The 14,777-nt window shown below is 51.7% G+C and carries 11 protein-coding genes; 1 reads left to right on the plus strand and 10 read right to left on the minus strand.

The window, feature by feature from the left end; all coding sequences use genetic code 11:
- From cydA to sdhC, 9 genes are all read right to left on the minus strand, one after another.
- Positions 1–1,569 (minus strand): cytochrome ubiquinol oxidase subunit I, encoded by a 1,569-nt coding sequence (cydA, locus tag BL249_RS08150; RefSeq protein WP_099707037.1) that lies wholly within the window; start codon positions 1,567–1,569, stop codon positions 1–3.
- A gap of 704 nt (positions 1,570–2,273) precedes the next feature.
- Positions 2,274–3,149, minus strand: coding sequence for a succinate--CoA ligase subunit alpha (gene sucD / locus BL249_RS08155; protein ID WP_099707038.1), 876 nt, complete (start codon positions 3,147–3,149; stop codon positions 2,274–2,276).
- Entirely contained in the window at positions 3,149–4,315 is a 1,167-nt protein-coding gene (gene sucC / locus BL249_RS08160; RefSeq protein ID WP_099707039.1) for an ADP-forming succinate--CoA ligase subunit beta, read from the minus strand. The genes sucD and sucC overlap by 1 nt, the downstream gene beginning before the upstream one ends.
- A 94-nt stretch (positions 4,316–4,409) precedes the next feature.
- Complete coding sequence (odhB, locus tag BL249_RS08165) at positions 4,410–5,636, minus strand: 2-oxoglutarate dehydrogenase complex dihydrolipoyllysine-residue succinyltransferase (RefSeq protein WP_099707040.1); 1,227 nt, start codon at positions 5,634–5,636, stop codon at positions 4,410–4,412.
- A gap of 14 nt (positions 5,637–5,650) precedes the next feature.
- Positions 5,651–8,458 carry a 2-oxoglutarate dehydrogenase E1 component gene (gene sucA / locus BL249_RS08170; RefSeq protein WP_099707128.1) on the minus strand — a complete coding sequence of 936 codons (2,808 nt, stop codon included), beginning with the start codon at positions 8,456–8,458 and terminating at the stop codon, positions 5,651–5,653.
- Between the two features lie 235 nt (positions 8,459–8,693).
- Entirely contained in the window at positions 8,694–9,410 is a 717-nt protein-coding gene (locus BL249_RS08175) for a succinate dehydrogenase iron-sulfur subunit (RefSeq protein ID WP_099707041.1), read from the minus strand.
- Between the two features lie 16 nt (positions 9,411–9,426).
- Positions 9,427–11,193: a succinate dehydrogenase flavoprotein subunit gene (gene sdhA / locus BL249_RS08180; protein WP_099707042.1), complete on the minus strand. Its 1,767-nt coding sequence runs from the start codon at positions 11,191–11,193 to the stop codon at positions 9,427–9,429.
- The gene (sdhD, locus tag BL249_RS08185) at positions 11,193–11,540 is read right to left on the minus strand and encodes a succinate dehydrogenase membrane anchor subunit (protein WP_099707043.1); all 348 of its coding nucleotides are present in this window, start codon (positions 11,538–11,540) and stop codon (positions 11,193–11,195) included. Before sdhD ends, sdhA begins: the two co-directional genes overlap by 1 nt.
- Positions 11,534–11,911, minus strand: a complete 378-nt coding sequence (gene sdhC, locus BL249_RS08190; RefSeq protein WP_099707044.1) for a succinate dehydrogenase cytochrome b556 subunit — start codon at positions 11,909–11,911, stop codon at positions 11,534–11,536. The genes sdhD and sdhC overlap by 7 nt, the downstream gene beginning before the upstream one ends.
- A 674-nt stretch (positions 11,912–12,585) precedes the next feature.
- Here sdhC and BL249_RS08195 point away from each other — a divergent pair.
- On the plus strand, positions 12,586–13,866 hold the full coding sequence (locus BL249_RS08195; RefSeq protein ID WP_099707045.1) for a citrate synthase: 1,281 nt from the start codon (positions 12,586–12,588) through the stop codon (positions 13,864–13,866).
- A gap of 47 nt (positions 13,867–13,913) precedes the next feature.
- On the opposite strand, the gene nei is transcribed toward BL249_RS08195, so the two are convergent.
- Entirely contained in the window at positions 13,914–14,693 is a 780-nt protein-coding gene (gene nei / locus BL249_RS08200) for an endonuclease VIII (RefSeq protein ID WP_099707046.1), read from the minus strand.
- Positions 14,694–14,777 lie beyond the last annotated feature (84 nt).

Raw genomic sequence — 14,777 nt, forward strand, 5'->3', positions numbered from 1 at the left:
TTAACGAACCGGCTGTGAGGCTACATTTGACTGTTCATAATGATAACGCCCGGTCTTCAGGCTGCTTGGCCCAAGACGTGCAAATTTGAACATCAGATACAGTTCAGCCACCAAAAACAGCGTGTAAAGGCCGCAGATCAGGAACATAGAAAACAGGACATCCCCGGTGGTCAACGATGAATTTGCCACCGCAGTCGGCAGCACTTCACCGATTGCCCAGGGCTGACGGCCATATTCAGCAACAAACCAACCAGATTCCACCGCAATCCACGGCAGCGGAATACCGTACAGCGCACAGCGCAGCAGAAAAGTATTTTTACCAATCCGGTTACGCAGTACCGACCAGAAGGAGAAGCCGATAATCAGCAGTATCAGCATGCCGCACAGCACCATAATACGGAACGAGAAGTAGACCGGTGCCACCGCTGGAATAGAATCTTTAGTGGCTTTCGCTATCTGTTCTTCGCTGGCATTAGCAACATCTGGCGTATAACGCTTCAGCAGCAGGCCATAGCCGAGATCCTGCTTGGATTTTTCAAACGCGGCGCGAACGCCAGGATCGGTATTACCGCTACGCAGTTCCTGAAGCAGCTGATAAGCCTTCATGCCGTTACGAATACGGATTTCATGCTGCGCCATCAGTTCTTTCAGACCCAGCACCGGCTTGTCGAAAGAGCGGGTAGTAATCAGGCCCATAACATACGGGATTTGAATGGCAAAACTGTTTTTCTGGGTTTCCTGATTCGGGATACCGAACAGCGTAAAGGCCGCCGGCGCCGGCTGGGTCTCCCATTCAGCTTCAATAGCCGCCAGTTTAGTTTTTTGCACGTCACCAATTTCGTAGCCTGATTCATCCCCCAGTACAATCACTGACAGGATGGCGGCGATGCCGAAGCTGGCCGCAATGGCAAATGAACGTTTGGCGAAAGCAAAATCACGGCCACGCAGCATGTAATATGCGCTGACACCAAGAATAAACATCGCCCCGGTGGTATAGCCGGCAGCAACGGTATGAACAAATTTAACCTGTGCAACCGGATTCAGTACCAGGTCAACGAAACTGACCATCTCCATACGCATGGTTTCATAATTGAATTCGGAGGCGACCGGATTCTGCATCCAGCCATTAGCCACCAGAATCCAGAGTGCAGACAGGTTTGACCCAAGGGCCACCAGCCAGGTCACCGCCATATGCTGGACCTTACCCAGCCGGTCCCAGCCAAAAAAGAACAGACCGACAAAGGTAGACTCAAGGAAGAAAGCCATCAGGCCTTCAATTGCCAGCGGTGCTCCGAAGATATCACCGACATAGTGTGAGTAATATGACCAGTTGGTCCCGAACTGAAATTCCATAGTCAGACCGGTCGCCACGCCCAGAGCAAAGTTAATACCAAATAACTTTCCCCAGAACTTGGTCATGTCTTTATAGATTTTTTTGCCTGACAGCACATAAACCGTTTCCATGATCGCCAGCAAAAACGCCATACCCAGCGTTAGCGGGACGAAAAGGAAATGATAGAGTGCCGTCAAAGCAAACTGTAAGCGCGACAGCTCGACGATATCAAACATCTTGACTCCTTGCTCCTGGCCTTCAGCAACCGGCAATACTGATTACGTCAGCGCATCCGGATATACCTGGGCCTGCTCAAATAACACTGCGGAGATAAACACCGGGGAGGTGCTATCTCCAATCTTGATTAAATCGTTATGATTGACATATTAACCGACCGGAATAGCCATTTCCGGAACATTCGTCAGAAAACCGGAGAATCCACTGTCCGGATTAAAACAGTATATCGCGCAATTTTTTAATTTAATCGGCGTGATGTTCAGATTGATACAGCACAATTTAATCGAAAAAAGCCTGTGTTTTCCACAACTACCGCCGCTTATATACGCAAATATTTTGATTTAAATCAATGTGTGACTGAGATCCTCATAAAGAATGAATTTAGTGTTAAATATATGTTTATTTAAAGCTACATAATTCACTTTAAACTTAACCTGATGTTATTTTGCATTAACAAAATAATTTACATCGATTTAACCCGCATGTTCACCTTTAGTAAGTTTTTCCCACTGACAAATGTCCTGAGCAGAGACAACGATGGCAGGGTGCCCGCCGTCAGTTCATCAGCAGACGCGTCACCCTGCTGCTAAGCATAGGCGTTATGCGTCAATCTGCCAGCAAGAAAAGCGAAAAATGGCATTTTTTCTGCGTTGAAAAAAAGGCCGCTCTCAGGGCGGCCAATATGTCGAGTATATTTTAATTATTATTTGGCCGGCAACACCGCTTTAACGGCATCGCCAATGTCAGCCAGGCTACGGACCGTTTTAACCCCTGCGGCTTCCAGCGCGGCAAATTTTTCATCTGCCGTTCCTTTACCACCGGCGATAATCGCCCCGGCATGCCCCATTCGCTTACCTTTCGGCGCAGTAACCCCGGCAATATAACCAACCACCGGTTTTGTGACATGCGCTTTAATAAAGGCGGCGGCTTCTTCTTCCGCACTGCCACCAATTTCGCCAATCATCACAATCGCTTCAGTCTGCGGATCATCCTGGAACATTTGCAGGATATCAATAAAGTTCGAGCCAGGAATAGGATCGCCGCCAATGCCCACACAGGTCGACTGACCATAGCTAATATCCGTCGTTTGCTTCACCGCCTCATAAGTCAGCGTACCAGAGCGGGAAACAATGCCGATGCGACCAGGTTTATGAATGTGACCAGGCATAATACCGATTTTGCAGGCACCGGGCGTAATGACACCTGGACAGTTTGGTCCAATCATACGCACGCCAGCTTCATCCAGCTTAACTTTCACTGTCAGCATATCCAGCGTCGGGATACCTTCGGTGATGGTAATAATAAGCTTAATCCCGGCATCAATAGCTTCGAGAATACCGTCTTTACAGAAAGGAGCCGGTACATAAATGACCGAGGCGGTGGCACCGGTGGCTTGCACAGCCTCACGAACGGTATTGAAAACTGGCAGGCCCAGATGCGTGGTGCCCCCTTTACCCGGGGTGACCCCGCCAACCAGCTGAGTACCATAAGCCAGTGCCTGTTCTGAATGGAAGGTGCCCTGTCCACCGGTGAATCCCTGGCAGATAACTTTGGTGTTTTTGTCGATCAAAATGGACATTATTTACCCTCCGCTGCGGCAACAACGCGCTGCGCTGCGTCAGTCAGGCTGGTTGCTGCAATAATATTTAAACCGCTTTCCGCCAGACGCTGGGCGCCCAACTCTGCATTGTTTCCTTCCAGACGTACTACTACCGGCACGTTAACGCCAACTTCAGCAACGGCACCGATAATGCCATCGGCAATCAGGTCACAGCGAACAATACCGCCAAAAATATTAACAAATACCGCCTTCACCGAGTCGTCAGAGAGAATAATTTTAAAGGCTTCAGTAACGCGTTCTTTCGTCGCGCCGCCGCCAACATCGAGGAAGTTAGCCGGCTGGCCACCATGGTGTTTTACGATGTCCATAGTGCCCATAGCCAGGCCTGCACCATTGACCATACAACCAATGTTTCCTTCAAGCGCCACATAGTTCAGTTCCCACTGCGCGGCATGCGCTTCACGCGGATCTTCCTGACTGGGATCGCGCATCTCACGCAGCTCCGGCTGGCGGAACATGGCGTTACTGTCAGCGCCCAGTTTGCCGTCCAGGCAAATCAGATCGCCTTCTTTGGTGATAACCAGCGGATTGATTTCCACCAACGCCAGGTCGCGCTCAAGAAACAGCGTTGCCAGACCCATAAAAATTTTCGTGAACTGGCCGATCTGCTTACCGGAAAGCCCCAGCTTAAACGCCAGCTCGCGTCCCTGCCACGGTTGAGGGCCTGTCAGCGGATCCAACGACATTTTATGAATCAGATGCGGGGTCTCTTCCGCCACTTTTTCAATTTCCACGCCGCCTTCGGTTGACGCCATAAACACCACCCGGCGCGAACTGCGATCCACTACCGCACCCAGGTAAAGCTCCTGGCCGATATCGGTTGCAGCTTCAACCAGAATCTGGTTTACCGGTTGCCCGTCAGCATCTGTCTGATAGGTCACCAGACGTTTACCCAGCCAGTTTTCAGCAAAAGCCCGAATATCTTCCTTGCTTTTGACTACTTTCACGCCGCCTGCTTTACCACGGCCGCCGGCGTGTACCTGACACTTCACCACCCAGGAGCCGGCGCCAATTTTGGAAGCCGCTTCTTCTGCTTCACGCGGCGTTGTGCAGGCATAACCTGTCGGCGCTGGCAGACCGTACCGGGCAAACAGTTGTTTGGCCTGATATTCGTGTAAGTTCATGATATTCTATCCATTCAGGTCGGAAATAAGTGATCGCTGCAGCACAGCGATCCCATAGAATCAGGGGCGCGTTATATGCCTGCGCCCGCTCAGGTTACACGTCCAGAAGCAGACGGGTAGGATCTTCCAGCAGCTCTTTGATCGCCACCAGATAGCCAACTGACTCCCGGCCATCAATCAGGCGGTGATCGTAGGAAAGCGCCAGATACATCATCGGCAGAATTTCTACCTGGCCGTTAACCGCCATAGGGCGATCTTTGATCGCGTGCATTCCCAGGATCGCACTCTGCGGCGGGTTAATAATCGGCGTTGACATCAGCGAACCAAAGACGCCGCCGTTGGTAATGGTAAAGTTGCCGCCCGTCAGCTCATCAACCGTAAGCTTACCGTCACGGCCTTTCACGGCCAGTTCTTTAATTTTCTTCTCAATATCCGCCATACCCAGCGCATCAACGTCACGCAGTACCGGCGTCACCAGTCCACGCGGCGTTGAAACGGCAATACTGACATCGAAGTAGTTGTGATACACCACATCTTCGCCATCGATGGAGGCATTTACTTCCGGATAACGTTTCAGCGCTTCAACAACCGCTTTAATGTAGAAAGACATAAAGCCGAGACGGATACCATGGCGTTTTTCAAACGCTTCGCCATACTGCTTACGCAGATCCATAATGGGCTTCATGTTGACTTCATTGAAGGTGGTCAGCATTGCAGTGCTGTTTTTCGCCTCCAGCAGACGCTCGGCCACGCGTTTACGCAGACGGGTCATTGGCACGCGTTTTTCGCTGCGGTTGCCCGGCGCAGGGGCAGCTGGCGCACTGGTGCTGGCGGCAGGGGCTGCTTTCGCTTCCGTAGGTTTTTTCGCCAGATGTTTTTCCACATCTTCGCGGGTAATCCGACCGCCGACACCGCTGCCCTGGATGGCGGCGGCATCAAGGTTATGTTCAGCAATCAGACGACGAATTGCCGGACTGAGCGTTTCGTTGCTTTCACTCTCTTCCAGAGAGGCGGTCTGACGTTCAGCCGGGGTGGACTCTTTTTTATCCACTTTTGCCGTGGTTTCTTTCCCCGCGCTGTTCCCTTCTTTCAGCCGGCCCAGCGCCTGACGCGAGGTCACGGTTGCGCCTTCATCCTCCAGAATAGTTTCCAGCACGCCATCGGCAACCGCTGGCACTTCCAGCACAACTTTGTCAGTTTCAATTTCAACCAGCACTTCATCCCGTTGTACGCTGTCACCAGGCTTTTTATGCCAGGTAGCAACGGTGGCATCGGCAACGGACTCAGGCAGGTCAGGAACAAGAATATCTACGCTACTCATTATTTATCCTTTAATTAATCAACGTTCAGCGCGTCATTAACCAGATCTTTTTGCTGCTGCTGGTGAACGGACATATAGCCTACGGCTGGCGAAGCCGACGCAGGGCGACCGGCATAACGTAATGAAGCCCCAAAGGGCACCGCTTCACGGAAATGGTGCTGACTGCAGTACCATGCACCCTGGTTAAGTGGCTCTTCCTGACACCACACAAAATCATTTACGTGCGCATAAGGTTGCAACACTTCCTGCAACGCCTTTTGCGGGAACGGGTAAAGCTGTTCAATACGGACAATAGCAACATTAGTCTGGTCGTTCTTACGGCGTTGTTCCAGTAAGTCATAATAAACTTTGCCGGAACAAAGAATGACCCGTTTAACACCCTGCGGATCAAGCGCATCAATTTCACCAATTGCCGGCTTAAATCCGCCGTTAGCCAGATCCTCAAGACTGGAAATGGCCTGCGGATGACGCAACAATGATTTTGGCGACATGACCACCAGCGGACGACGCATACCGCGCAGCGCCTGGCGTCGCAGCATGTGATAAACCTGAGCCGGGGTTGAGGGTACGCAAACCTGCATATTTTGCTCGGCACACAGCTGAAGATAGCGTTCCAGACGAGCTGATGAGTGCTCCGGCCCCTGACCTTCATAGCCATGCGGTAACAGCATAACCAGGCCACACATCCGACCCCATTTCTGCTCACCGGAGCTAATAAACTGGTCGATGACCACCTGCGCACCGTTGGCAAAGTCACCAAATTGCGCTTCCCAGATAGTCAGGGTACGCGGTTCCGCCGTGGCATAACCATATTCAAATGCCAGCACCGCCTCTTCCGAAAGTACCGAGTCCCAGACCTTAAATTCACCCTGACCGTTATGAATATGATGCAGCGGGGTATAAGTAGAACCGTTCTTCTGATTATGGATCACCGCATGACGATGGAAAAACGTACCCCGTCCGCTATCCTCACCGGAAAGCCGTACCGGAATACCTTCATCCACCAGCGTGGCATACGCCAGGTTTTCAGCGCCCCCCCAGTCGAAGGGTTTATTGCCTGCGGCCATTTCACCACGGTCATGGTAGATTTTTGCCACACGCGACTGCATCTCAACCGCCTCAGGCACCTGACTGATACGTTTTGCCAGCTCTTGCAGACGTTTAATGTCGACAGTTTCCGGATAGCTTTCATCCCATTCATGATTGAGATAGGGCGACCAGGTGAAAGAATGCAGGCTCATTGGACGCCATTCAGGCACCACACACTCGCCGGCATCCAGCGCGTCACGATAAAGATTAACCAGTTCGGTAGAGTCTTCCGTTTTCACAATGCCTGCAGCTTCCAGACGATCTGCGTAAATTTTACGCGGCGTCGGATGCTTTTTGATTTTCTGATACATCAAGGGCTGGGTAGCACTCGGTTCATCCGCTTCGTTATGGCCATGACGACGGTAACAAAACAGGTCGATAAACACATCGCGTTTGAAGGTATTACGGAAATCCAGTGCCAGCCGGGTCACAAACGCCACCGCTTCAGGGTCATCGGCATTCACATGGAAAATGGGCGCCTGTACCATTTTACCGATATCAGTACAGTATGGGGTTGAACGGGCATCACGCGGGTTGGAAGTAGTAAATCCGACCTGGTTGTTAATCACAATCCGCACGGTACCGCCAACTTCATATCCGCGCGCCAGCGACATATTCAGCGTTTCCTGCACCACCCCCTGGCCGGTCACCGCCGCATCACCATGAATCGTAATTGGCAGCACCTGATTACTGCCCGGCTTGTCCAGACGATCGAGCCGGGCACGCACAGAGCCCATCACCACCGGACTGACTATCTCCAGATGTGATGGGTTAAAGGCCAGCGCCAGATGCACCATGCCGCCGGCAGTTTCCACATCCGACGAGAAACCCATATGGTATTTTACGTCGCCGGTGCCAAGATGTTCTTTATGCTTACCGGAAAACTCGTCAAATAAGTCCTGAGGTTTTTTACCCAGTACGTTAATCAGCACATTAAGGCGCCCGCGGTGCGCCATCCCGAGAACCACTTCGCGGGTGCCGCTTTTGCCGGCGTGATGAATCATTTCATTGAGCATCGGCACCAGCGCATCACCGCCTTCCAGCGAGAAACGTTTGGCACCCGGAAACTTGGCCCCCAGATAACGTTCCAGGCCTTCTGCGGCGGTCAGCTGCTTTAAAAAAACCTTCTTTTCTTCGTCACTGAACCTGGCCTGACCGGCTACCGATTCGATACGCTGCTGAATCCAGCGCTTCTCTTCGGTGCTGGTGATATGCATATATTCCGCACCGATAGAACCGCAGTAGGTTTGCTTAAGCGCGGCCACCAGATCAGCCAGCTTCATGGTCTCTTTACCAATGGCAAAAGAGCCCACGTTAAACGACTCCTCGAAATCATCAGCGCTCAGGTCGTGAAATGCCGGATCAAGGTCGGCAACCGTTTCCTGTTGCCATAATCCAAGCGGGTCGAGATTAGCTTGCTGATGACCGCGAAAACGGTAAGCGTTGATCAACTGCAGGACTTTTACCTGTTTCGAATTGGTCGCGGGGTCGGTGACGGAAGTGGTGTAGCGGGTGCTGTCTTTAGCCAGTCGGCGGAAATAATCACGCGTCTGGGAATGGAACTGTTCAGGTTTGACCCCGGTGCCAGGTAACTGCTGGAAAAGCGTTTTCCAGACCGCATCCACAGAGTCAGGATCGGTGAGATAATCCTCATAGAGCTGCTCTATGTAGGACTGGTTTGCGCCAGCCAGCCAGGAAGAGTCCAGCCAGGGTTTCATCGCGCTGTTCTGCATGTTGATGCCCTTAAGCATTTTCTGCTTTTTTCGCCGTGGTGATAAACGGGGCTTTAAAAACCCCACGCCGCGTTAGCGGCTTGCCGTAGTAAAGATTCAACGATACGAGCACAGATAAAACAATTACCGGCCCGTAAGGGAACCCTGGTAAGATCAGTCTGCCGGCGTTGACAAACAAACCTTATAAGGGTTTCCGTTGGCAGACGGGCAATATTGCCCGTCTGAATCAACATCGTTATGCCCCGCGCTGCAATAGCATCGACTTAATATGGCCGATGGCGCGGGTCGGATTCAGCCCTTTCGGGCACACATTGACGCAGTTCATAATGCTATGGCAGCGGAATACGCTGAAAGCATCGTTAAGGTTATCCAGACGCTGATTGGTCTCGGTATCCCGGCTGTCAATCAGGAAACGATAGGCAGCCAGCAGCCCCGCCGGTCCGATAAACTTATCCGGATTCCACCAGAATGACGGGCAGGATGTTGAACAGCAGGCGCAGAGAATACATTCATACAGACCGTCAAGCTTTTCACGCTGTTCCGGAGATTGCAGATGTTCACGCGCCGGCAGGTTCTCTCCGTTATTAAGCAGAAACGGCTTAATTTTCTCATATTGCGCATAGAACTGGCCCATATCAACCACCAGGTCACGAATCACCGGCAGTCCGGGCAATGGACGAATAACAATTTTTTTCTTGCCATTGCCCAGTGCAGAAACCGGTGTAATGCAGGCCAGGCCGTTTTTACCATTCATATTCAAACCGTCTGAACCGCACACACCCTCCCGGCATGAGCGCCGGAATGCCAGCGTCGGATCTTTCTCTTTCAGCCGCATCAGCGCATCCAGCAGCATCATGTCACGCCCTTCGTCCGCCTCCAGCGAATAATCCTGCATACGCGGCGCGTCATCGACATCCGGGTTGTAACGATAAATGGAAAATTCAAGTCTCATCGTTCTTTCTCCGCAACTAGTAAGTACGCGCTTTTGGCGGGAACGCGGCGCGCAATTTCGGCTGCATGTTTACCTCACGGCGGGTCATGCTTTCCGATTGCGGCACGTAAAGGCTATGGCACAGCCAGTTGGCATCATCACGCTCCGGATAATCGAAGCGACTGTGCGCGCCACGACTTTCAGTTCGGAAGTTGGCCGCTACGGCAGTGGCATAAGCTGTTTCCATCAGATTATCCAGTTCCAGACACTCCACCCGCTGGGTGTTAAAATCGCTGGAACGGTCATCAAGACGGGCGTTTTTCAGTCTTTCACGCAGTACTTTCAGTTCCTGCAAACCTTTTGCCATAGCATCCCCTTCCCGGAAGACCGAAAAGTTATGCTGCATACAGGTCTGCAAGGCTTTGCGCAACTCTGCCGGATCTTCTCCAGAGGTGTTGTTATCCCAGCGATGATAACGGGCCATCGCGGCATCAATTTCCTCATCACTGGCATCTTTCAGTTCGCCCTGCTCAGCAATAGACTCCTGCAGATGCAGACCAGCAGCGCGACCAAACACCACCAGGTCGAGCAATGAATTACCGCCAAGACGGTTAGCACCATGAACCGACACACAGGCGATTTCGCCGACGGCAAACAGTCCGGGAATAACCACGTCTTCTCCCTGTGCATTGACGCCCAGCGCCTGACCCGATACCTTCGTCGGAATACCGCCCATCATATAATGGCAGGTTGGGATAACCGGGATAGGCTCTTTCACCGGGTCGACGTGGGCAAAAGTGCGTGACAATTCAAGAATGCCGGGTAAACGCGCTTCCAGCACCTCTTTACCCAGATGGTCCAGCTTAAGTTTAATATGCGGACCCCATGGGCCATCACAGCCACGACCTTCACGAATTTCAATCATCATTGAGCGGGCGACCACGTCACGTCCGGCCAGATCTTTGGCGTTAGGTGCGTAACGTTCCATAAAGCGTTCGCCGTGTTTGTTCAGCAGATAACCACCTTCACCACGACATCCCTCCGTCACCAGCACGCCCGCGCCGGCAATGCCGGTCGGGTGAAACTGCCACATTTCCATATCCTGTACCGGCACGCCGGCACGCAGCGCCATGCCAACCCCGTCGCCGGTATTGATATGTGCATTGGTGGTCGACTGGAAAATACGCCCGGCACCGCCGGTAGCCAGCACCGTCGCTCTGGCTTTAAAGTAAACCACTTCGCCGGTTTCAATACACAGCGCGGTACAACCCACCACGGCACCATCGGCATTTTTTACCAGGTCCAGGGCATACCATTCAGAAAAAATCGTGGTTTTATTTTTCAGGTTTTGCTGATACAGCGTATGCAATAAAGCATGTCCTGTACGGTCAGCTGCCGCCGCAGTTCGCGCCGCCTGCTCACCGCCAAAATTTTTCGACTGCCCGCCAAAAGGTCGCTGATAAATCCGGCCATCGTCGAGACGCGAAAACGGCAGCCCCATGTGTTCCAGTTCCAGAATGGCTTCCGGCCCGGTTTTACACATATATTCAATGGCATCCTGGTCTCCGATGTAATCAGACCCTTTAACAGTGTCATACATATGCCATTCCCAGTTATCTTCATGGCTATTGCCAAGGGCAACGGTAATGCCGCCCTGGGCTGAAACCGTATGGGAACGGGTCGGGAAAACTTTTGATAACAGTGCACAGCTCTGACCGGACTGGGAGATTTGCAATGCTGCACGCATCCCTGCCCCGCCAGCGCCCACCACTACGGCATCAAACTCTCTGACAGGTAATTTCATCACACACCCCACACCACGACAGTTCCATAAATTGCATAAACAAACAGGACAACGACAATAACCAGCTGCAGCAACAAACGCAGCGCCACGGATTTCACGTAGTCCGTCAGCACTTGCCACATACCAATCCAGCCATGTACCAGAATGGAAAAGAGTGTCAGCAGGGTAAATACTTTAGTGAATTTAGATGAAAAGAATCCGTGCCAGATGTCATAAGTCAGCGAACCCGACATAATGACGAAAGCGAGGATATAGAGCACGTAAAGCGCGATTATCATGGCTGCGCCGCGCAGCAGCAACCAGTCATGAATACCGTTACGCCCCAGTGCAGAAGCATTGCTTACCATACGAGGACTCCAGCGAGAACAGACAGCACGACAGTGACAACAAAAGAGATTTGTGCGGAACGCGATCCGGCTTCCAGTGTTTCTCCCAGAATGCCGAAGTCCATCAGCATATGGCGAATTCCCCCTGCGATATGATAAGCCAGCGCAGTCAGAATACCCCAGGCGATGAATTTGACGATAAAGCTATTCATGATAGCTGAAGCCTGCATGAAACCCTCAGGCGATGAGAGCGACAGACCCAGTAACCAGAGCAGAATACCGACGGCAACAAAGGTGATGACGCCTGACACGCGGTGGAGAATGGATGCAATCGCGGTAACGGGGAACCGGATCGTAGTAAGATCCAAGTTGACAGGTCTTTGTTTTTTCACGGTTTAGCCCACACAGCTTTTTTTATTTTGCTTCCTCCGGTCCTGAAGGCCAGCCAGACAAAAATGCTTGTCTAAATTGAGCACCGTCACCAAAACAGCAACATCCAGTGTTATTGAGGCGGTAAAACGCTGGGTGGCTCCTGGTGTCAGGGAATTCCGGAGACCTGGCCGAAGTATAGGGGGTTCACAATCTTATTACAATTCCCCTACAAACACTTTGGTCACATTTAAATGAAACAGTGATCTCATTCACGGAATGCATATTTAATAGAATTTTAATTGCCTGATTTGACAAAAGTTCAACAATTTTGTTACAACCGAACGCATAAAAAATCTATGATGCACAAAAGTTATGGGGATACACTTTCCCCTAAGCACAAGTTATGTAACATTGGGCATCCTGTTAATCTATAACGCTTATCTGTTAGGTAACAAAAAACATTGATTTTCAGGTTCAGATTTACGCTAAATGAGTAAGTCGTGACCACACCGAATCTTTAACATCCATGAAACGCAAACTAATCGTGCCCTCATGCTGACATGCGCGTCTGGCTCTGTACCCGAAGGCGAAAATGCCCCAGACTAACCAGCGTGGCACCCGGCGAAAGCAGTACCGGACATGGTGCATTTCACAGGACGAAGATTCCCACTATGAGGCGCTAAGGAGACTGTAAATGGCTGATAAAAAAGCAACGCTTACCCTTGAAGGCGGAACACCTATTGAGCTGAAAGTGCTAAAAGGCACCCTCGGCCAGGACGTCGTTGACGTACGTACCCTGGGTTCAAACAATCTGTTTACCTTCGATCCGGGGTTCACATCCACGGCGTCCTGCGAGTCAAAAATCACCTTCATTGATGGTGAAGAAGGCATACTGTTACATCGCGGTTTCCCCATTGATCAGCTGGCAACCCATTCGAATTATCTTGAAGTTTGTTACATCCTGTTAAATGGCGAAGTCCCCAGCAAAAAAGAGTTCGAACAGTTTAAAACCACGGTAACCCGACACACGATGATTCATGAACAGATCACGCATCTGTTCCGCGGCTTCCGTCGTGATTCTCACCCAATGGCGGTCATGTGTGGTGTTACCGGGGCACTGGCAGCGTTTTATCACGATGCCATGGATGTCAATATTGAACGTCACCGTGATATTGCCGCCTTCCGTCTGCTCTCTAAAATGCCGACCGTCACCGCCATGTGTTACAAATATTCCATCGGTCAGCCTTTCGTTTATCCCCGTAACGATCTCTCCTACGCCGGCAACTTCCTCCACATGATGTTCTCAACACCTTGTGAAGAATATAAAGTTAACCCGATACTGGAAAAGGCCATGGATCGCATCCTGATCCTGCATGCCGACCACGAACAGAATGCCTCTACTTCGACGGTTCGTACTGCCGGTTCTTCCGGAGCCAACCCATTTGCCTGTATTGCTGCCGGAATAGCTTCATTGTGGGGGCCGGCGCACGGCGGTGCCAACGAAGCCTGTCTGCGTATGCTGGAAGAGATTGAAACCGTTGACCATATTCCGGAATTCCTGCGCCGGGCAAAAGACAAAAACGACTCTTTCCGCCTGATGGGATTCGGCCACCGGGTGTACAAAAACTACGATCCACGCGCCACTGTTATGCGTGAAACCTGTCACGAAGTGCTGCAGGAACTGGGCATGAAGGACGATCTGCTGGAAGTGGCCATGGAACTGGAACACATTGCGCTTAACGACCCCTATTTCATCGAACGCAAGCTCTATCCTAACGTCGACTTCTATTCCGGCCTGATTCTGAAAGCAATGGGCATTCCTATTTCAATGTTTACCGCTATTTTTGCGATGGCGCGCACCGTTGGCTGGATAGCCCACTGGAAAGAAATGCATGATGAAGGAATGAAAATTGCCCGTCCGCGTCAGCTGTATACTGGTTATGAAAAACGTACCTTCAAGTCTAATCTGAAATAACAGCCGTTTTTCGCCCTATCATCAGACAGGCGCAGCAGCGCCTGTTTTTATTTCTGACAGCCCGGACACCAGAAAAAGGGACGTGAAGCCAGATGGGTTTTCTCAATAATGCTCGCGCAGCGCCGGCACTTTTTCCCCTGACGCTGGAAAACTTCAAAACGAAACTGGCTGTCTGTTTCCATGGTACCGCGCGTCTGGTAGGACAGTCGCGGCACCGCAATTAACGCCCGTGATAGCGTCTCACACTGACGGGAGGTTAAATCAATGCCGCGATGCGTCGGCAGTAAAGCCGCATGCCACAGAATCTCCGCCCGCAGATAGTTCCCCAGCCCGGCCAGAAAAGCCTGATCCAGCAGCAGGCTGCTGAAACGTCGCCGGCAAAAACGCGCCGACAGCAACCGCGCGGCCACGGCGCTGACATCCAGTGTCGGGTCAAGCACATCCGGCCCTGCCCGCTGTAAAAAGGGATGCTGTGCCAGGCCACTGGCGTCGAGCAGTGCAATATCCGAGGCGCTGTAAAGTAAAGCCTGATTTTCCGCCGTGGCCAGCCGCACGCGCAGCACCCGGTGACTCACGGTCGTCTCTGCTGCGCCAGTAATATGCCAGAGACCATAAAGCTGATTGTGACTGTAAAGCGTCAGGCCATTACTGAAATGCGTCAGCATCGCCTTACCGCGGGTTTCAATCGCGCTTATCTGTTCACCTATCAGTGCCGGTTCATAGGTTTTCAATGCCGGCATAGCAAACCATACATCAGTCAACGGTTGGTGGCCCACCGCGTGTGCAATCTTATCAGCTACCCGCCTGATTTCCGGACCTTCTGGCATTGTCGCTCCCTGAATAATACCCTGTCGTTGCCTGTCAGACTGCGTCCCTTGTGAGGCGTTGTCTGACAGGCCATCAGTGCCGGG

It is taken from the genome of Erwinia sp. OLFS4, assembly GCF_002752165.1.
Lineage (GTDB): Bacteria > Pseudomonadota > Gammaproteobacteria > Enterobacterales > Enterobacteriaceae > Izhakiella.

Excerpts from the sequence above, each read along its gene's own strand:
- cydA (WP_099707037.1), bottom strand. The coding sequence starts at position 1,569 with ATGTTTGATATCGTCGAGCTGTCGCGCTTACAGTTTGCTTTGACGGCA.
- sucC (WP_099707039.1), bottom strand. The coding sequence starts at position 4,315 with ATGAACTTACACGAATATCAGGCCAAACAACTGTTTGCCCGGTACGGT.
- sucA (WP_099707128.1), bottom strand. The coding sequence starts at position 8,458 with ATGCAGAACAGCGCGATGAAACCCTGGCTGGACTCTTCCTGGCTGGCT.
- sdhD (WP_099707043.1), bottom strand. The coding sequence starts at position 11,540 with ATGGTAAGCAATGCTTCTGCACTGGGGCGTAACGGTATTCATGACTGG.
- BL249_RS08195 (WP_099707045.1), top strand. The coding sequence starts at position 12,586 with ATGGCTGATAAAAAAGCAACGCTTACCCTTGAAGGCGGAACACCTATT.
- nei (WP_099707046.1), bottom strand. The coding sequence starts at position 14,693 with ATGCCAGAAGGTCCGGAAATCAGGCGGGTAGCTGATAAGATTGCACAC.
- sucD (WP_099707038.1), bottom strand. The coding sequence starts at position 3,149 with ATGTCCATTTTGATCGACAAAAACACCAAAGTTATCTGCCAGGGATTC.
- sdhA (WP_099707042.1), bottom strand. The coding sequence starts at position 11,193 with ATGAAATTACCTGTCAGAGAGTTTGATGCCGTAGTGGTGGGCGCTGGC.
- BL249_RS08175 (WP_099707041.1), bottom strand. The coding sequence starts at position 9,410 with ATGAGACTTGAATTTTCCATTTATCGTTACAACCCGGATGTCGATGAC.
- odhB (WP_099707040.1), bottom strand. The coding sequence starts at position 5,636 with ATGAGTAGCGTAGATATTCTTGTTCCTGACCTGCCTGAGTCCGTTGCC.